Below are 17983 nucleotides of genomic sequence, written 5' to 3'. Positions count from 1 at the left end.
CCCAATACTATCTTTCTAAATTTAGGATAGTTAGAAGCTATGAAATGCGCCCAACATTAAGACAGCTGGAATATATCGTTACGGTTAGCCGACTGGGCCGGTTTGGATTGGCGGCCGAGGTTCTGAATGTCAGCCAGCCTAGCCTCTCGGCACAAATTGCGTCTGTAGAACAAGAGCTTGGCCTGCGCATCTTTGATCGCAACCGGGGCGGTGTTCAGGTCACGGCCAAAGGCCAAGAGTTCATCGAACGCGCCCAGAAGATCCTTGCCGATGTCCGGGATCTGCGCCACGCGATGAGCAGCGAGACACCGGTTTCGGGACGGTTAAGGCTGGGCGTGTTGCCCTCAATCGGGCCGTATCTGCTGCCTCAGGTCATCAAAAAGGTCCATCAGGATCGCCCCGGTCTGCGCGTTGTCGTGCGCGAGGAAAACACCCGTGATCTGGAACAAGGGCTGAAATCCGGTCGGTTCGATCTGATCCTGTCCACGCCCGAGGACCATCCGAACACAATCCAGCAGCGCCTGTTCAACGAATCCCTGTGGATCGGGGTCGCTGTAGATGATGTGCTGGCGGGTGATACGCAAGGTGTCACCGCCCAGGATTTGCGAGACCGGCTGATCCTGACCCTGGACCAAAGCCACCGTCTGTCCCGGATCGTCTATGCGCTTGCGGCGGAATGCGGCGGGGTGGTGTCGGATGAATACGAGGGCACCACGCTTGATTCCATCGTGCTGATGGCGGCTTCGGGGGTTGGGGTCGCAGTATTGCCGGACCTCTATGCAAGGCGTCAGGGCATTTACCGCGATGAGGTCCGTCTGCGCCCGCTGACAATCGCAAATGCCAACCGCGATATCGCGCTTCTTTCCCGCAGAAAAGAAGCTGATCTGCCCGGACAGAATATCCTGATCCAATCCTTGCGTACGGTCGCGCAGAGTATGGGGCTGGCCGTGATCAGCGACTAAAAAAATGGCCCACACAACATGTGCGGGCCGTTCAGTTTCCACCGGGAGAAATTAGAATTACCAGTCCATCGGACCTTTTTCGTTGAAGGCATCGACGAGGAAATCAATGAATGCCCGCACCTTGGGCTGCGTAAAGCGACCGGGCGGGTAGACGGCATAAACGCCTTGCACTTCATCGGGCAGCGACGGCATTGCGTCGACAACTTCGCCCGACTTCAGCGCGTCGGAATAGAGATAGCTGGGCAGATGCGCGATCCCAAGCCCCGAGACCGCAGCGTTCAACAAGGATTGCCCATCATTCACGCTGAGCCACCCGGCGGTGCGGACCTGACGTTTTTCACCCGAAGGTGCGGTCAGTTTCCACACATTGCCCGAAGACTGGCTGGAATAATGTAACAGCTTGTGTTCGTTCAGGTCGTCGATCTTTTGCGGACGCCCGAATTTCTCGATATAGGTGGGCGCGGCGACCATCCGCTTGACGGTTTCGGTCAGCTTGCGGGCGCGCAATGTGCTGTCTTCCAGCTCACCAATCCGCACGGCAACGTCGAACCCTTCCGAGATCAGCTCAACATAGCGATTGTTCAGCACCATATTCACCGTGATGTCGGGATAGGCAGCTAGAAATCCCGACAGAACCGGAGACAGGTGATTCACGCCGAAATCTGTCGCCACACTGATCCGCAGCAGACCAGAGGGGGCAGATTGCATCGAGGTGACCAGCGCATCAGCCTCGCCCGCGTCATTCAGAACGCGGCGGGCCCGGTCATAATAGGCCAGCCCGATTTCGGTTGGTGACACGCGGCGCGTCGTGCGGTTCAGCAGTCTTGCGCCCAGGCGTGCTTCCAGGCTGGAAACGTGCTTGGACACAGCCGATTTTGAGATGCCCATTTTCTTGGCCGCGTCGGTGAAACCGCCTTGGTCCACCACGTTGGCGAAGGCTTCCATTTCGGTCAGTCGGTCCATTCTTGTTCCCCAGGTGTAGGTTCTTTAGCTGATCTTTACGTCAAATCTGGGCGGAAACAGGGCGGACATGGGATAATATCAGGGATTTGAATCGGATCGTTTGCGCTTGGGAAACTCTGAAACAGTGGTTTCCATATGGGCCACAAGCCTTTTGACAACGGGTATCCTCGATTTCGGGCCGAAACATGCTACCATGAGGATGGCAAATTTGTGACAACGGAGAAGATTATGAAAGCTGTTTTAGCTATTGCCGCAACCTGCCTGTCGGCGACATTTGCTCTGGCCGGGGGTGAAACACCATCAAACCCCGAAGCGCAGGTCTATTTTGTGAAATTGTCTGACGGCGACGTTGTCCAATCTCCGGTCACCGTGGTCTTTGGCCTCAGCGGCATGGGGGTCGCGCCGGCGGGTACTGAAAAGGAAAACACCGGGCATCATCATCTGCTGATCGACCGACCGCCTTTGGGGCAGGGAGAGGACGGTGCGGATGAGTTGTCTTATGGTCTGCCCGCGGATGACAATCATATCCATTTTGGCGGCGGTCAGACCGAGGTGACGCTGGAAATGGCTGCAGGCGAACATACGCTTCAGCTGGTTCTGGGCGATGCAGGTCATGTGCCGCATTCCACGCCCATCGTGTCCGAGGTGATTACGATAACCGTTGAATAAGCGATAAGAGATGTCTGCCGTTGGTATCCGGTGGGCTTTCAGGAATGTCGCCGGGCCACAGTGATGTATGGCGTTTACTTTTCTTTTCGAACCGGAAATTCTGCGTGCTAGGAAAGGGAGGGCTAGGATGTCGACAGAGTTTCTACTGACGTCTCTGATCGTTGTGCTTTTACCGGGCACCGGCGTGATCTATACGCTTGCGGTTGGGTTGGGGCGCGGCTTTTGGGCCAGTTTTGCGGCGGCGATTGGCTGTACCATAGGGATCATACCTGCTGCGCTGGCCAGTATCGTCGGTCTTGCGGCCCTGCTGCATACCAGCGCGCTGGCCTTTCTGGTGCTAAAATACCTTGGGGTGCTGTATCTGTTTTACATGGCCTGGGGGATCGTCCGGCAAGGCGGAGCATTGGATGTACAGAGCCAGAAACCCGCAAAAGGGTATGTGAAGATTGCAATCACGGGCACCTTGATCAATGTGTTGAACCCCAAGCTATCTTTGTTCTTTCTGGCCTTTCTGCCGCAATTCATTCCTGCCGGTACAGGTGCCGCCGAAGCAGAGCTGATCAAGTTGGCCTTGTCCTTCATGGCCATGACCTTTGTCGTCTTTGTTGGCTATGGCGCTTTCGCGGCGGTGGCACGCGACTATGTGATCCAGCGGCCCACTGTCATGGCTTGGGTCAGGCGCTGTTTCGCCGGCGCCTTTGGGGCATTGGGTGCAAAGCTGGCGCTGGCCGACTGACCCCAGTACCAGCAGAGTGATTGGCCCGGTTCTGGACCGGGCCAAGGCATATCAGAAAGTGGTTGCCAGCCGCGTGCCCTGATTGATGGCCCGTTTGGCGTCCAATTCGGCTGCAACATCCGCGCCGCCGATCACATGTGGGGTGATGCCACGTTCGATCAACGTATCGGCCAGGCTGCGGTCCGAGATCTGGCCCGAGCACAGAACAATCGTATCCACCGCAATTACTGTCGGGTTCTCGCGTGCTTCGCCGAAACTCACATGCAGCCCGTCATCGTCGATCCGCTCATAATTCACGCCACCGACGAAATTGACGTTTTTCATCTTCAGCGTTGCGCGATGAATCCAGCCGGTGGTCTTGCCCAACCCTTTGCCATGGGCTTGCGCCTTGCGCTGCAGCAAAGTCACCTGGCGCGCGGGGGCGGCAGGTTGTGGCCCTTCAGGTGCCAGGCCTGAGCGGTGCTCGGCCGGGTCGGTCACCCCCCATTCCTTCATCCAGGCGGGCAGGTCGGTGGTGATGCTGTGGCCTTCTTCCAGAAGGAATTCGGACACGTCAAAGCCGATACCGCCCGCTCCGATCACGGCAACCGATTGGCCAACCGGGGTTTTGTGGCGCAGGACGTCGATATAGTCGACGACATTGTCGCGGTCCTGACCGGGGATTTTCGGATCACGCGGGACGACGCCGGTTGCGATTACCACCTCGTCATAGCCTGCCAGATCATCGGCGCCCACTTCACGCTCAAGCTCGACCTTGATGCCCAGATCAGCAATCATGGCGCGGTACCAGTCGACCAGTCCCCAGAACTCCTCTTTGCCCGGAACCTGCTTGGCCATGTTCAACTGACCGCCGATCTCACGGGCACGGTCAAAAATGGTAACGTCATGGCCGCGTTGCGCGGCGGTCAATGCGGTGGACAGGCCTGCCGGGCCCGCCCCTACGATGGCGATTTTCTTGACGCTGTCGGCCTGTGTGATCACCAATTCGGTTTCGTGACAAGCGCGCGGGTTTACCAGGCACGAGGTCAGTTTGCCCTGGAATGTGTGATCCAGACAGGCCTGGTTGCAAGCGATGCAGGGTGCAATCGTCGCCGCCTCAGCAGCGATGGCTTTGTTGACGAAATCCGCATCTGCCAGCATCGGGCGGGCCAGCGAAACCATGTCGGCGCACCCCGTGGCAAGAACTTCTTCGGCGACCTCCGGCGTGTTAATCCGGTTCGACGTGATGACCGGGATCGAGACCTTGCCCATCAGCTTTTTGGTCACCCAAGCAAAGGCCGCGCGCGGAACGCTGGTGGCAATGGTGGGAATCCGCGCCTCGTGCCAGCCGATGCCGGTGTTGATGATCGTGGCGCCGGCCTGTTCGATCCGCTGCGCCAGTTCCACAACCTCATCATGAGTAGATCCGTTGGGAACCAGGTCAATCATCGACAAGCGGTAGATGATGATGAATTCCGTGCCGACGGCCTCGCGCGTGCGGCGGACAACTTCGATCGGCAAGCGCATCCGGTTCTCGTAAGAGCCACCCCAACGGTCCTCGCGCTTGTTGGTGTGAGTCACCAGAAACTGGTTGAGGAAATACCCTTCGGACCCCATTATCTCGACCCCGTCATAGCCCGCTTTCTGGGCCAGGACCGCGGCGTTCACGATATCGCTGATCTGTTTCTCGATACCCTCTTCGTCCAGTTCGGTCGGCGGGAACGGAGAGATCGGAGATTTCACAGGGCTGGGTGCGACACATTTCGGCCCATAGGCATAGCGCCCCGCATGCAGGATCTGCATCGCGATCTTGCCACCGGCCTCATGCACCCGTTGGGTGACGATGGAGTGGTTTGCCACTTCTTTGTCGTTGGTCATCATTGATGCCCCCGGCAGTACCGAACCTTCAAGATTTGGTCCGATTCCACCAGTCACCATCAGCGCCACGCCACCGCGCGCGCGGTCGGCATAGAACTCGGCCACCCGATTCCAATCGCCGGTCTCCTCAAGCCCGGTATGCATCGAGCCCATCAGCACGCGGTTCTTCAGCGTGGTAAAGCCCAGATCCAGCGGGGCCAGCATGTTTGGGTATGCAGTCATCCAGAACTCTCCCTTATAGAATTTGGCTGCCAGATTGACCTTCGCGTCATCTTTGTCACGCGAAACCTAACGTCATACCCTTTGCCTTGGGCCCGCTGCTTGTTACAGACGCTCCAAAGCATGTTCACGAGGCCGCGTATGACCCCCGAAGAGATTGCTAAACTGCCCTACCGCCCCTGCGTCGGGCTGATGTTGATGAATGCCGAGGGTAAGATATTCGTCGGCCAGCGCAACGACCGCCACAAGGACGCCTGGCAGATGCCTCAGGGTGGTGTGGACCAGGGTGAAGACCCGCGCGATGCGGCGCTGCGCGAGCTGTGGGAAGAAACCGGCGTCACGGCAGATCTGGTCGAGATCATCGCCGAGACCGAGGGGTGGTTGCCCTATGATCTGCCGCATGACATCGTGCCGAAGATCTGGAAAGGTCGGTATCGGGGTCAAGAGCAGAAATGGTATCTGATGCGGTTCTCTGGCCGCGACGATCAGATCGACATTCAGACTGAGCATCCCGAATTCACCCGCTGGAAATGGCAGGAACCGGAACAGCTGGTTGCCGAAATCGTGCCGTTCAAACGCGACGTGTATGAACACGTGGTTGCAGCGTTTTCGGATCACCTGAACTGACATGATCCCACAGACCTATCCCAGTCCGGACCCATGCCACCGCCACGCCGATCTGGTCGTGCATCTTATCGGTCTGGCGTTGATTTTGACCGCTGGCGGAGCGCTGATCCGCAAATCGTACCTGATGCTCGACAGCGGGCTTATTCTTGCGGTTCTGGTTTATGTAGCCTGTGCGTTGGGCTCTAATCTGGCCTCGTGTTTTTATCACTTTTCCCGCTGGCACCAGCGTCGGCAGCTGCTGCGACGCATAGACCATGCCGCAATCTATTCCAGTATCTGCGGCACCTTCACACCCTTTTTCCTGCTGGCCGGTACCGGCTGGACCATGACTTTGCTCTGGTTGTGCTGGGGGCTGACTGTGGTGGCCATCTGGAACAAGATCGCCAACAAGACGGTCAAGTCCCGATGGTCAACAGCATCCTATCTGGGTCTGGGCGCGCTGGGGCTGTGCGCCATACCCGATCTGAAAGATGTCCCCGTTTCAGTCCTGTGGTGCATTCTGGCCGGGGCGGCAAGCTATGTGATCGGCACGGTCTTTTATTCCCGCAAGACACTGCCTTTCCGCTATGCGATTTGGCACGCTTGGGTCAATCTTGGCGGCATATTCATGTTTGTAGGCATCTGGATCGCCCTGTTCGTGCAGGGATACCCGTGAGGGGAGGGGCTCTGCCCCTCCCACAAACTATAGGCCAGTCCTGATCCGATTAGAGCAAGCCGCCCTGCTTGAGCAAATCGATCATGTCCGCCTTGGGGCGCGGGCCGATATGGCTGATCACCTCACGGGCGCAGACATTGCCCATCTTGGCGCAGGTCTCATAGTCGCGCCCGGTGGCCATGCCAAACAGGAACCCGGCCGCGAATTGGTCGCCTGCGCCGGTGGCGTCGACGGGAACGATTTTTTCCACCGGAATGTCAAAGCGCTGACCTTCATTAAGCACAGTTACCCCGTCGCCTGACCGGGTGCAGACCACCAGAGGGCAGATATCGGCGGTTTTCGCCAGTGCATCCTCAAGATCGTCGGTTTCGAACAGGGATTTGATCTCGGCCTCGTTGCCGATCACAAAATCCAGTTCATTTTCGATCAGCAGCAGGAAATCGACCCGGTGCCGTTCAACGCAGAACGGGTCAGAAATGGCGATCCCGGCCTTGCCGCCGCCCTTGTGGCAATCCCGTGCGGCCTGAAGGAACGCAGCTTTGCCTTTTTCCTTGTCGAACAAATAGCCTTCAAGGAACATGATCTGGCTGTTACCCGCGACCTCGGCTGACACATCCGCCGAGGAAAGCTCCGAGGAAATCCCCAGATAGGTGTTCATCGACCGTTCGCCGTCGGGTGAGACAAAAATCATCGAGCGCGAAGTCGGAAGCTCTCCACCCGGTACGGGCGGGTTCACGAAATCCACACCGTCCTCGTGCATTGCCTCTGCGTAGAATCGTCCCAACGCATCATCATGTACGCGTCCGATAAAGGCTGCGCTCAGGCCCAGTGCGCCGGCACCGGCAATCGTGTTCGCAACGGATCCGCCCGGCGTTTGCACGCGGCCTTCCATAGCGGCGTAAAGAAGTTCACCCCGCTCCTGTTCTATCAGCTGCATGATGCCCTTCTCGATGCCCATCAGTTCCAGAAAACTGTCATCGGCCTGAGAGATCACGTCCACAACGGCGTTTCCAATACCGGTGAGCTGGTAGGTTTTCATAGGTTCTTGTCCTCGAATTGGCAGAGATCGCGGATGATACAGGTTCCGCACATAGGTTTGCGTGCTTTGCAGTGATACCGGCCATGCAAGATAAGCCAGTGATGTGCGTGCAGTTGGAAATCGGTCGGGATGTTATCTTCGATTGCGCGTTCAACCGCATCCACATGTTTTCCCGGGCAGATGCCTGTTCGGTTTCCGACACGAAAAATATGCGTATCCACGGCCTGCGCCGGATAGCGCCACCACATGTTCAACACCACATTGGCGGTCTTACGCCCGACGCCCGGCAGCGATTGCAACGCGGCGCGGGAATTGGGAACTTCGCCGTCATACTCTTCGACCAGAATACGGCTGAGCTTGATAACGTTCTTTGCCTTTTGGCGGAATAGACCGATGGTTTTGATATGCTCGATTAGGCCATCCTCGCCCAGGTCCAGCATCTTTTGCGGGGTGTCGGCGGTTTTGAAAAGGGCGCGCGTAGCCTTGTTGACGCCGACATCGGTGGCCTGTGCAGACAGCGCCACCGCTACGACCAGAGTATAGACATTCACATGCTCTAGCTCACCCTCAGGTTCCGGGTCAGCCTGCTGAAAGCGGGTAAAAATCTCTCGGATAGTGTGGTAATCAAGTTGCTTGGCCATGCGGCGACGTATGCACGTATTGCGGCGCAGGGCAAGCCGATGGCTCGGGTAACCACACAAGCAAGAATCTGCTTAGCGGATAGCTGTGGGTTTTGGATTACGTAGGGTAAGCCTGATTCGTGTTATTCTCGCGATGCGCAGCCAATTCTTATTTCAGCGCATTTTTCCCGCATTGGCGGATATTTTATTTAATTATTGAAAGGTTGATCCATGGCGAACCCAGATCTTGCCGCAAAACTGCAGTCCCGTTATCGGTCTGTTGAGCTGGCCCATCAAGGCGACGAAGACCTCGGCCCCCTGAAATTACTGCCCGGAGTTTGGAAGAACGGCGACAGCACGCGCGGACGTGGCTGGAACATGATCGCGCTTCCGTTTGCGACCGAGCCTGGCAGCCGTCTCAACTATCGTCTGCTGGTTAATCAATTCGAGGAAACGCTTCAATTCACGACCGTTGACAAAGCGGTACCAAACCGCGGGATTGAGCGTCCGAACCCGGCCTCAGGAGACCCGACCATTAACACCGATCAGTTTGTGGTCACGCTGGATTATCAGCAGTCCATCGCGCAGCTCTCGGCTGAAGATCGCCCCGACAGCGGACTGGCGGGACCTGCCGATCTGGCCATCCATCACGAGCCCGGTCTGTTCCTGCATATGACCAATCTGACCACAAACAATCTGAACGTTGCACGTTTGGGAACGGTGCCACATGGCGACTCGCTGTTAGGTCTTGGAGAAGCGAGCGAGATCGATGGACCGCCAACGATTCCGGTGGTCGACGGGCTGCCCGAAGGGGCCACAAAGGACCTGAACAGCGGATATCTTTCGCCCTACAAACATTATCACGATAATCCGTTCAACGGCGTTGTGACCGCCCCGGGGTTCCCAGGCTTCGATCCTGTGCACCCGCATCTGTTGCTGGCAGCTGGAATACCGAACAATGTGAAAAAAACCACGATATTGCCGTTCAACACCGCGCTTGAGGATGCCGGGATCGTCAACATTCCGTTTGTTGTCAAACAAGCCAACGCGGCGGTGATGGATTCGATCTTTTGGATCATGGAACTGGACGAGCCGGGAATTGGCGGTGAACCCAAGCTGCTGATGATGTATCTGCAGAATGTCGGTCTGGATTTCTTCCCACGCTTTGACGGGAAACCCGGTCTGATCCGCTGGCCGCATGTCAGCATCAACGTCATGGAAAAGGTTGCACCCCCGGAAGAGGCGGCACCCTATACCGTTATCCCGCAGGTCTGAGGGCGCAGATAGCGCAAGAATCGGGTCGCACTCTGGTCGGTAACAGGCCATCTTCTGTCTATCGAAGGAGTGCGACCATGAATGTCCAGACCCCAGAAAGCGGCTATCATTATAATGTCATGCGCCGGGCGATTGACCTGATTGATCAGGGCGGAGAGGCCCTGAGTCTTGAGGAACTGGCACAGCAGATGGATATGAGCCCCGCGCATTTCCAGCGCCTGTTCTCACGTTGGACCGGGGTATCGCCCAAGCGGTATCAGCAATATCTGACGCTGGGCCATGCCAAGGCGTTGCTGCGCGAGCGGTTCACGACACTGGAAACCGCTCTGAATGTTGGCCTGTCCGGCAGCGGTCGCCTGCATGATCTGTTCCTGAAATGGGAATCCATGAGCCCCGGCGAATATGCCCGTAGGGGTGCCGGTTTGACCATCTATTGGGGATGGTTTGAATGTCCTTTTGGTCCTGCTTTGGTGATGGGCACCGACAAGGGCATCTGCGGAATGGCCTTTGGGGCCGAAACCGGCGAAGAAAATGCCATGGCGGATATGTTGTCGCGTTGGCCCAATGCCAATTTCGTCGAGGACCCGATGCGCCTGCGGCCCTGGGCGCTCAGTGCATTTGGCGCGATGAGCGACCGATTGGAACCAACTCCTCTGTATCTGATAGGCTCGCCCCTGCAGATCAAAGTGTGGGAAGCGCTGATGCATATCCCTTCGGGCCAGGTCACAACCTATTCCGAGATCGCGCAACGGGTGGGATCACCGCAAGCTGTGCGCGCCGTCGGGACGGCCGTGGGTCGAAACCCGGTCAGTTGGCTGATCCCTTGCCACCGCGCGCTGCGAAAATCCGGGGGGCTGGGTGGGTATCATTGGGGCCTGCCGGTGAAACGCGCCATGCTGGCCTATGAGGCGGCACAAGCAGACGCTTGATTTCTGATCAGAAAAAGCCATAGGGATCATCGAACAAAGTGATAGACCTGTCCCAAGGTTGCAGGACACCAATGCGATGATCCAGAAATTTGCCCTGTGGTCGATCCCGATTTCCATCGCGGTTCTGGCCTTGAAACTGTTGGCCTGGTGGTTGACGGGATCAGTCGCCTTGTTGTCCGATGCGATGGAATCCGTGGTCAATGTGGTCGCGGCCTTGCTGGCGTTCTTTGCGGTTTCGATCGGCGGCAAACCTCCTGACGATAATCACCCCTTTGGGCACAAGAAAGCCGAATACCTGTCTGCTGTTGTCGAAGGTGTGCTGATCGTGCTGGCGGCACTTCTAATCCTGCGAGAGGCCGTTGCCGCGCTGTCATCGTCGCATCTGGACCAGGCCCCGCTGACCGGGGTGGCAATCAATGTGCTGGCAACCGCTCTGAACGGTGCCTGGGCCTATATGTTGCTGCGGGTCGGGCGGCAGTACGCCTCTCCGGCGCTTGAGGCCAGCGCAAAGCATATCTTTACCGATGTGTTCACCTCGGTGGGCGTTGTCATCGGATTGGTGTTGGCCCTTGCCACCGGCTGGCTGATCCTGGACCCGATCCTGGCCATTCTGGTCGCCCTGAACATTCTGTGGGAGGGATGGAAGGTCATTCGCAAGTCGATTGACGGTCTGATGGACGTGTCCCTTACTGATCCCGAACTGGATGAGGTGCGGAGCATCATCGATGCAAATCTGGGCCGGGCTCTGGAATATCACGACCTGCGGGGCCGTCGATCCGCCAGCATGATCTTTGTCGAGTTCCATCTGGTCGTTGACGGTGGCATGAGCGTGGCGACGGCCCATGATATCTGTGACGATATCGAAGACGCTTTGACCGATCAGTTCCCCGGATCGGTTTTTGTGATTCATCTCGAGCCGGATTCAGAGTCTAAAGGGCCCGGCGCAGATAGCGCGCGGGCCCCGAAAACAGGTTAGACGGCAGGTGGGTTACTCGGCAGCCCAGCCGCCGACGGCCTTGACCTCAAGGAAATCCTCCAGCCCCCAGACGCCGCCTTCGCGCCCGTTGCCGGATTGTTTCATGCCGCCGAACGGGGAACCCGCGCTGCGGGATTTGCCATTCATCTCGACCATACCCGACCGCAGAGCGCGGGCCATGCGGTTGGCACGGACGTTATCCTGCGTCTGGACATAGTTGGTCAGCCCATAAGGTGTGTCATTGGCGATTTCGATGGCGTCTTCCTCGGTATCGAAGGGGATCATGGTCAGAACCGGTCCAAAGATCTCTTCGCGGGCGACGGTCATCTGGTTGTTGACGTCGGCAAAGACCGTGGGCCGCACGTAATAGCCCTTGTTCAGCCCTTCGGGCCTGCCAGTGCCACCAGCGACAAGGCGCGCGCCTTCGTCGATACCCTTTTGGATCAGGTCCTGAATCTTGCCCCATTGCAGCTCGTTCACAACCGGGCCGATATGGCGGCCTTCTTCCATCGCCGGGCCAACGGTGACACCTTTGGCAATCTCAGCTGCGGTTTCCACCGCCGCGTCATAGATGGGACGCTGAACCAGCATCCGGCTAGGGGCGTTACAGCTTTGACCGGTGTTGTTCATCATGTGCAGCACGCCACGTTTGACGGCCTTTTCATCCGCATCGGCAAAGACCACGTTTGCACCCTTGCCGCCCAGTTCCAAATGCACCTTCTTCAGTGTATCGGCTGCGGCTTTGGAAATAGCCGTGCCCGCGCGGGTGGATCCCGTAAAGCTGACCATATCCACATCGGGGTGCGTGGACAGCTGAGATCCGACGCCAACCCCGTCACCGTTGACAAGGTTGAAGACACCGGGTGGGAATCCGGCCTCATCCATCAGCTCGGCAAAGATCATCGCGTTCAGCGGGCTTTGCTCCGAGGGTTTCAGAACCATTGTGCAGCCCGCAATCGCAGCCGCACCGACCTTCAGCGTGACCTGGTTCATTGGCCAATTCCACGGTGTGATCAGGGCGGCGACACCGACGGCCTCATAGATGATCTGGTCGTTGGGAGCGTGATCGCCCAGCGGCCGCTCGAAAGGAAACGCTTTGGCAGCGCGGATGAAATTTGCCAGGTGCCAACTTCCTGCTCCGACTTGCTGGCTACGCGCCATGTCGATCGGGGCGCCCATCTCCAACGACATTGCCTGGGCCAGATCCTCGGACCGTTCGGCATAAAGCTCGATCAGCTTTTCGACCATCGCGATGCGGGTTTCCGCCGGGGTTTCCATCCAGCCGGGCAACGCCGCCTTGGCCGCTGCAACAGCCGCGTCCGTATCGGCCTGATCGCCCAGTGAAATCACGGCACATGGTTCTTCGGTCGAGGGGTTGATGACCTGAAAATCATGCGTAACCGATGGGGCAACCCACTGACCGTTGATGTAAAAATTGCGTTTCTCGATCATGGTGCATCCTCCTGACCATGCGACGGGGATTCTTGGTTCGGCGCCACTGTGTCAGGCCTTCAGGAAACCGGCAAGCGCGATTTGATCAAATGGAATTTTGAGGTCTGGCCTAGGGCTAAAGTGACTTGCTGACTGTTTAACATCGGCGCAAAGTGATTAGGTTCTGGACAACCGACTCGGTTTTGTAATTAGCAAAGGAGATGCTTCATGGGTTTGCGCATCAACGACACAGTCCCCAATTTCACTGCAGAAACGGATCAGGGCACCATTCAGTTCCACGACTGGATTGGGGATAGCTGGGCCATTCTGTTCTCGCACCCCAAGGATTTCACTCCTGTCTGCACCACCGAGTTTTCGGCCGTCGCGCAGCTAAGCGATGAGTGGGCCGCGCGCAACACCAAGGTCCTGGGCGTTTCGGTTGACGGCGTCGAAGACCACAAGAAGTGGAAAAAGGATATCGAGGCCTATGGCAACGCGCATCCCGGTTTTCCAATCATTGCCGATGATGGTCTGGCCGTTTCAAAGGCCTTCGACATGCTGCCCGCCGAGGCCTATTTGCCGGACGGGCGTACCCCGGCCGACAGCGCGACCGTGCGGTCGGTCTTTATCATCGGGCCAGATAAGCAACTGAAGCTGTCGATGACCTATCCTATGACTGTGGGACGTAACTTTGCCGAGATTCTGCGTGCACTGGACGGGTTGCAGATGTCGTCGAAAGGCGTGGCTACCCCGGCGAACTGGGTGCCTGGCGAAGACGTAATCATTCCGCCTGCTGTCTCAAACGACGACGCCAAAGCAAAGTTTGGCGAGTTCGAGACCATCTTCCCCTATCTGCGCAAGACCAAGGCGCCGTCGTAAGACGGCCCAGGTCAGGGGGGCTGTCTGCCCCCCATCGCGCCTCGTGGCGCGATTCCCCCCGGAAGGTATTTTCAGCCAGATGAAGCAGGCGGGCGCTGCGGGTGCAGGTGCAGCTTGGCGCGGTAGGCTGCGCGCTTGAACTCTCGGGTTAATTTGTCTGACAGGGGCGGTTTTGTCTGAATGGTCGAGCCGCCGATTTCCTGGGCCACTTCTTGATTTCCGCTGCCTTGCAAGGCGTGAACCGGCTGGTCTGTCAGCCAGTGCATCTGCAAGAAGGTATCGACAGGGCGGTCGATTTGGTCGGTGGTCGCTAAAAGGCGTTCGGCGGCGTTTTTCCCCACTATCTGACATACGCATTGCAGGCCGATCACCTTGGGTAGGATCAGCCGCAGGCCATCTTGTTCTGCCAGGACCTCTGCCGGTACTTCGCGCTGTTTTACGGGGATGCGGATATAGTGATCGGGGGTGGCGATTGAGGCCAGCAACCCAAGCGCCTGTTCCATTCGCGCCCGATCTATGCGCAGGTCATCCTCGGTGATGATGGCCAGGTCGATATCGTCCTCGACCAGCTTGCGCCAGATGCGTCGATGGCTTTCGAACACGCCGATTTCTGCGGGTCGCAAGGGGAATGGGTAATGCGGGCGGTGCAGATTTCCGGAATGCAGTTCGACACCGGAAATCTGGTCAGGGTCGCGGCCATTTACGGCCTCAAACAGTTCAGCATTGGGCAGGGCCGCGCAGAGCTGATCAGCATTGGGACGGCGCGCGGTGCTCGAGGACATATGGATGACAAAGGATCGCATGCCCCGTGCATAGAACACCGCGTCAGGCGGGGAAAGAGCAACCGTGGATTAAGCCTGGTCCTGGTCGGCGGGTTCTGACGACGAGGACGTGTTGACCAGAGGTTCGGACAAAAGCTCTTCGACAAAAAAGCTGAGTAGTTGAAGCCGTCCCGAGACACCCGCCTTGCGGTAAATCGCAGCGCTTTGTGCCTTGATAGTCCCTTCTTTCGTCTGTCTCAGCTCGGCGATTTCTGCGATCGACAAACCCTTGATGGACAATATTGCGACATCGCGTTCCGCATTGCTGAGCTGCCACTGCGTGAATTGATTTTCGATGACCTGTGAAAAGGCGCCCTGCGCCACGCCCAGTTGACGCTGCATGTCCTGCACGCGCAAGCCCTGAGCCCGGATCAGGGTGATTGTCGCCACCAAACCACCGATCAGAGCCAGGGACAGGAACAATTCGAACTGGTGCAAATGCCGAAACCCGGCAGTTTCGCCGCCAAACCAATCTAGCGCCGCATCGGTTAGGAAAAAGGTGGCGCAGACAGCCTGCACCACCAGAAGGAGCCAGAGTAAAGACGTCTGTGAAATCTTCATAGCGCTCCTTTAAGATTGTCTGGTCAGTCGTCGTCCTCTTCAAGCTCGATCGCGGTGACAACGCCATCGGTCTTGTTCAGGACCAGTTCAGTTTCCACGCCATCCTTGACGAGTTCAACCTCGATCTCGCCATCTTCGAATTCGATCTCTTCGATCTGGTATCCCTGCGCCTCGAGAGTGGTGCGGATATCGGTCTCGGTGGTGCCCAGCTTGTCCCCGACTGTCACGTTGGCAAAAGCCAGCACCGGGGCGGTCGCGATCAGTCCGGCCAGAGTCAGCATTTTGAAAGTCTCCATTTCGCATCTCCTAGATTTGTTGCGTCGATTTAGGAGACGTGGGTTCGCCTGGCCGGTGGTGCGATTGGATTTCGGTTGAATTGGGCGGAATTGGTCCAAGGTTTATGCTGACTGAACAAAAAAAAGACCCCGGACAAAGCCGGGGTCTTTCGAGAAATCAGAGGGGCGAGCAGATTATTCTGCGCCTTCCTCTTTCTTTTCTTTCTTCTCAGGTGCGATCTCTTCGCCGGTTTCCTGATCGACGATTTTCATCGACAGGCGCACTTTGCCGCGGTCGTCAAAGCCCAGCAGCTTGACCTTCACTTCCTGGCCTTCCTTCAGAACATCCGACGGATGGTTCAGGCGACGGTTTTCGATCTGGGACACATGGACCAGACCGTCGCGCTTGCCAAAGAAGTTCACGAAAGCACCAAAGTCGACGATCTTGACCACTTTACCGGTGTAGATCTGGCCTTCTTCGGGTTCGGCAACGATCGAATGGATCATCTCGTATGCCTTCTTGATCGATTCACCATCGGGCGAGGCGATCTTGATCACGCCATCGTCGTTGATGTCGACCTTGGCACCCGAAACTTCGACGATTTCGCGGATGACCTTGCCGCCGGAACCGATCACTTCACGGATCTTGTCGGTCGGGATGTTCATGGTTTCGATGCGCGGTGCATGGACCGAGAAATCATTGGTCTCGGACAGGGCTTTGCCCATCTCGCCCAGGATGTGCATCCGGCCGTCCTTGGCTTGCGCCAGGGCTTTCTCCATGATCTCGGGCGTGATGCCCGCAACCTTGATGTCCATCTGCAGAGAGGTGATGCCGTTTTCGGTACCCGCAACCTTGAAGTCCATGTCGCCCAGGTGGTCTTCGTCACCCAGAATGTCCGACAGGATCGCGTAATCGCCGTCATCTTCCAGGATCAGACCCATGGCAACACCGGCAACCGGTGCTTTCAGCGGAACGCCCGCATCCATCATCGACAGCGAACCGCCGCAAACAGAAGCCATCGAGCTTGATCCGTTGGATTCGGTGATCTCGGACACGATGCGGATCGTGTAGGGGAAGTCGGTTGCCGCAGGCAGAACCGCCTGCAACGCGCGCCATGCCAGTTTGCCGTGACCAATCTCACGACGTCCCGGAGGGCCCACGCGACCCGCTTCACCAACCGAATAAGGAGGGAAGTTGTAATGCAGCAGGAAGTTCGATTTGAAGTTGCCGTGCAGGGCGTCGATGAACTGCTCATCATCACCGGTGCCCAGCGTGGTTACAGCCAGCGCCTGTGTTTCACCACGGGTGAACAGGGCCGAGCCGTGTGTCCGCGGCAGCATCGAGGTTTCTGCAACGATCGAACGGATATCGGTGGTCGAACGACCGTCGATCCGCTTGCCGCCTTTGACGACGTCGCCGCGCAGGATGCCTGCTTCCAGCTTTTTCATCGCCGAGCCAAGGTTCGCGTCTTCCAGCTGTTCCTCGGTCAGGGCTTCCTTGATTGCGTCGCGGGCAGCGGAAACAGCGGCAGTGCGCTCTTGCTTGTCGGTGATCGCGAAGGCTGCGCGCATCTGCTCTTCACCTGCGGCCTTAACGGCAGCGGAAAGCTCAGAATAATCGGGCGCCTGGAAATCAAACGGCTCTTTTGCCGCGTCTTCGGCCAGTGAAATGATCAGGTCGATCACCGGCTGAATCTGCTCGTGTGCGAATTTGACCGCACCCAGCATCTCGGCTTCGGACAGTTCGTAAGCCTCCGATTCAACCATCATCACGGCGTCTTTGGTGCCGGCAACAACCAGATCCAGTCGCTGTTCAGGGTTCAGGCGCAGGTCCTGCATGTCGTCCACAGTCGGGTTCAGAATGTATTCGCCATCCTCGAAACCAACGCGGCAACCAGCAATCGGGCCTCTGAACGGTGCGCCGGAAATGGTCAGCGCGGCAGAGGCTGCGATCATCGCCACCATGTCAGGGTCGTTGACCAGATCGTGGCTCAGCACGGTGCACATCACCAGAACTTCGTTTTTGAAGCCGTCAACAAACAGCGGGCGGATCGGCCGGTCGATCAGACGCGCGGTCAGCGTCTCTTTTTCAGTCGGGCGCGCCTCGCGCTTGAAAAAGCCACCCGGAACTTTACCGGCGGCATAATATTTCTCTTGGTAGTGGACGGTCAGCGGGAAAAAGTCCTGACCGGGTTTTTGCTTCCGCGCAAAGGTCACGTTTGCCATCACGCTGGTCTCGCCCAGCGTGGCAATCACACTGCCGTCCGCCTGACGGGCAACCTTGCCGGTTTCCAGTGTCAGCGTCTCTTCGCCCCACTGAATTGATTTCTTTGTTACATCAAACATTTGCGTATCCTAGAAGGGAGCACTCCCGCCCCTGCGGGTCTCCCGTTTGCGTGGCGGCCCCATTGCCGCCGACCCCACTTTATCTTCCATTCGAGTGCCGGGGTCAGGGCACAACGTCTCAGATGGACCGCCCATACAGCAGT

Annotated in this window: 18 protein-coding genes; 9 read left to right on the top strand and 9 right to left on the bottom strand. The window is 57.6% G+C overall.

Annotation, left to right across the window (positions count from 1 at the left end):
• The first annotated feature begins 44 nt into the window (after positions 1-44).
• Complete coding sequence (locus AC2FH9_RS15230; protein WP_496697788.1) at positions 45-962, top strand: hydrogen peroxide-inducible genes activator; 918 nt, start codon at positions 45-47, stop codon at positions 960-962.
• Positions 963-1019: 57 nt separating this feature from the next.
• Here AC2FH9_RS15230 and AC2FH9_RS15225 read toward each other — a convergent pair whose 3' ends face one another.
• The gene (locus AC2FH9_RS15225; protein ID WP_142639975.1) at positions 1020-1925 is read right to left on the bottom strand and encodes a LysR family transcriptional regulator; all 906 of its coding nucleotides are present in this window, start codon (positions 1923-1925) and stop codon (positions 1020-1022) included.
• 228 nt (positions 1926-2153) lie between these two features.
• Here AC2FH9_RS15225 and AC2FH9_RS15220 point away from each other — a divergent pair, with 228 nt between their 5' ends.
• Together AC2FH9_RS15220 and AC2FH9_RS15215 are read left to right on the top strand one after the other, a co-directional pair.
• Positions 2154-2594 (top strand): DUF4399 domain-containing protein, encoded by a 441-nt coding sequence (locus AC2FH9_RS15220; protein ID WP_281973795.1) that lies wholly within the window; start codon positions 2154-2156, stop codon positions 2592-2594.
• Positions 2595-2721: 127 nt separating this feature from the next.
• The gene (locus AC2FH9_RS15215) at positions 2722-3330 is read left to right on the top strand and encodes a LysE family translocator (protein ID WP_496697784.1); all 609 of its coding nucleotides are present in this window, start codon (positions 2722-2724) and stop codon (positions 3328-3330) included.
• Positions 3331-3381: 51 nt separating this feature from the next.
• On the opposite strand, the gene AC2FH9_RS15210 is transcribed toward AC2FH9_RS15215, so the two are convergent.
• Positions 3382-5409, bottom strand: a complete 2028-nt coding sequence (locus tag AC2FH9_RS15210) for an FAD-dependent oxidoreductase (RefSeq protein ID WP_496872088.1) — start codon at positions 5407-5409, stop codon at positions 3382-3384.
• Positions 5410-5547: 138 nt separating this feature from the next.
• On the opposite strand from AC2FH9_RS15210, the gene AC2FH9_RS15205 reads away from it, so the two are divergent.
• Together AC2FH9_RS15205 and trhA are read left to right on the top strand one after the other, a co-directional pair.
• The gene (locus AC2FH9_RS15205) at positions 5548-6033 is read left to right on the top strand and encodes an RNA pyrophosphohydrolase (RefSeq protein ID WP_496872087.1); all 486 of its coding nucleotides are present in this window, start codon (positions 5548-5550) and stop codon (positions 6031-6033) included.
• Between the two features lies 1 nt (position 6034).
• Positions 6035-6688, top strand: a complete 654-nt coding sequence (gene trhA, locus AC2FH9_RS15200; protein WP_496872086.1) for a PAQR family membrane homeostasis protein TrhA — start codon at positions 6035-6037, stop codon at positions 6686-6688.
• A gap of 49 nt (positions 6689-6737) precedes the next feature.
• On the opposite strand, the gene AC2FH9_RS15195 is transcribed toward trhA, so the two are convergent.
• Positions 6738-7727, bottom strand: a complete 990-nt coding sequence (locus AC2FH9_RS15195) for an adenosine kinase (RefSeq protein ID WP_496709465.1) — start codon at positions 7725-7727, stop codon at positions 6738-6740.
• The gene (nth, locus tag AC2FH9_RS15190) at positions 7724-8368 is read right to left on the bottom strand and encodes an endonuclease III (RefSeq protein ID WP_271952085.1); all 645 of its coding nucleotides are present in this window, start codon (positions 8366-8368) and stop codon (positions 7724-7726) included. The genes AC2FH9_RS15195 and nth overlap by 4 nt, the downstream gene beginning before the upstream one ends.
• 210 nt (positions 8369-8578) lie before the next feature.
• Here nth and AC2FH9_RS15185 point away from each other — a divergent pair, with 210 nt between their 5' ends.
• From AC2FH9_RS15185 to AC2FH9_RS15175, 3 genes are all read left to right on the top strand, one after another.
• Complete coding sequence (locus tag AC2FH9_RS15185; RefSeq protein ID WP_142639991.1) at positions 8579-9622, top strand: heme-binding protein; 1044 nt, start codon at positions 8579-8581, stop codon at positions 9620-9622.
• A gap of 77 nt (positions 9623-9699) precedes the next feature.
• Positions 9700-10551, top strand: coding sequence for a bifunctional helix-turn-helix domain-containing protein/methylated-DNA--[protein]-cysteine S-methyltransferase (locus AC2FH9_RS15180; RefSeq protein ID WP_496697774.1), 852 nt, complete (start codon positions 9700-9702; stop codon positions 10549-10551).
• 76 nt (positions 10552-10627) lie between these two features.
• Complete coding sequence (locus AC2FH9_RS15175) at positions 10628-11527, top strand: cation diffusion facilitator family transporter (protein WP_142639994.1); 900 nt, start codon at positions 10628-10630, stop codon at positions 11525-11527.
• Positions 11528-11539: 12 nt separating this feature from the next.
• On the opposite strand, the gene AC2FH9_RS15170 is transcribed toward AC2FH9_RS15175, so the two are convergent.
• The gene (locus AC2FH9_RS15170; protein WP_496872084.1) at positions 11540-12979 is read right to left on the bottom strand and encodes an aldehyde dehydrogenase family protein; all 1440 of its coding nucleotides are present in this window, start codon (positions 12977-12979) and stop codon (positions 11540-11542) included.
• 207 nt (positions 12980-13186) lie between these two features.
• Between AC2FH9_RS15170 and AC2FH9_RS15165 the strand changes: the two genes are divergently transcribed.
• Positions 13187-13837, top strand: coding sequence for a peroxiredoxin (locus AC2FH9_RS15165; RefSeq protein WP_142639998.1), 651 nt, complete (start codon positions 13187-13189; stop codon positions 13835-13837).
• 71 nt (positions 13838-13908) lie between these two features.
• Here the strand turns inward: AC2FH9_RS15165 and AC2FH9_RS15160 are convergent, their stop codons facing one another.
• The 4 genes from AC2FH9_RS15160 to pnp all read right to left on the bottom strand — a co-directional run bounded on the left by AC2FH9_RS15160 (position 13909) and on the right by pnp (position 17840).
• Positions 13909-14640: a glycosyltransferase family 25 protein gene (locus tag AC2FH9_RS15160; RefSeq protein ID WP_496872083.1), complete on the bottom strand. Its 732-nt coding sequence runs from the start codon at positions 14638-14640 to the stop codon at positions 13909-13911.
• 48 nt (positions 14641-14688) lie between these two features.
• Positions 14689-15219: a helix-turn-helix transcriptional regulator gene (locus AC2FH9_RS15155; RefSeq protein WP_496750608.1), complete on the bottom strand. Its 531-nt coding sequence runs from the start codon at positions 15217-15219 to the stop codon at positions 14689-14691.
• Between the two features lie 23 nt (positions 15220-15242).
• Positions 15243-15515 (bottom strand): PepSY domain-containing protein, encoded by a 273-nt coding sequence (locus AC2FH9_RS15150; RefSeq protein WP_496872080.1) that lies wholly within the window; start codon positions 15513-15515, stop codon positions 15243-15245.
• Positions 15516-15689: 174 nt separating this feature from the next.
• Positions 15690-17840, bottom strand: coding sequence for a polyribonucleotide nucleotidyltransferase (pnp, locus tag AC2FH9_RS15145; RefSeq protein WP_281973783.1), 2151 nt, complete (start codon positions 17838-17840; stop codon positions 15690-15692).
• Positions 17841-17983: the final 143 nt, after the last annotated feature.

The sequence above is a fragment of the Ruegeria sp. CDSC081 genome (genome assembly GCF_059610485.1).
The sequence above is the reverse complement of the archived record's forward strand: the minus strand, read 5'-3'. Positions and strand labels throughout refer to the sequence as shown.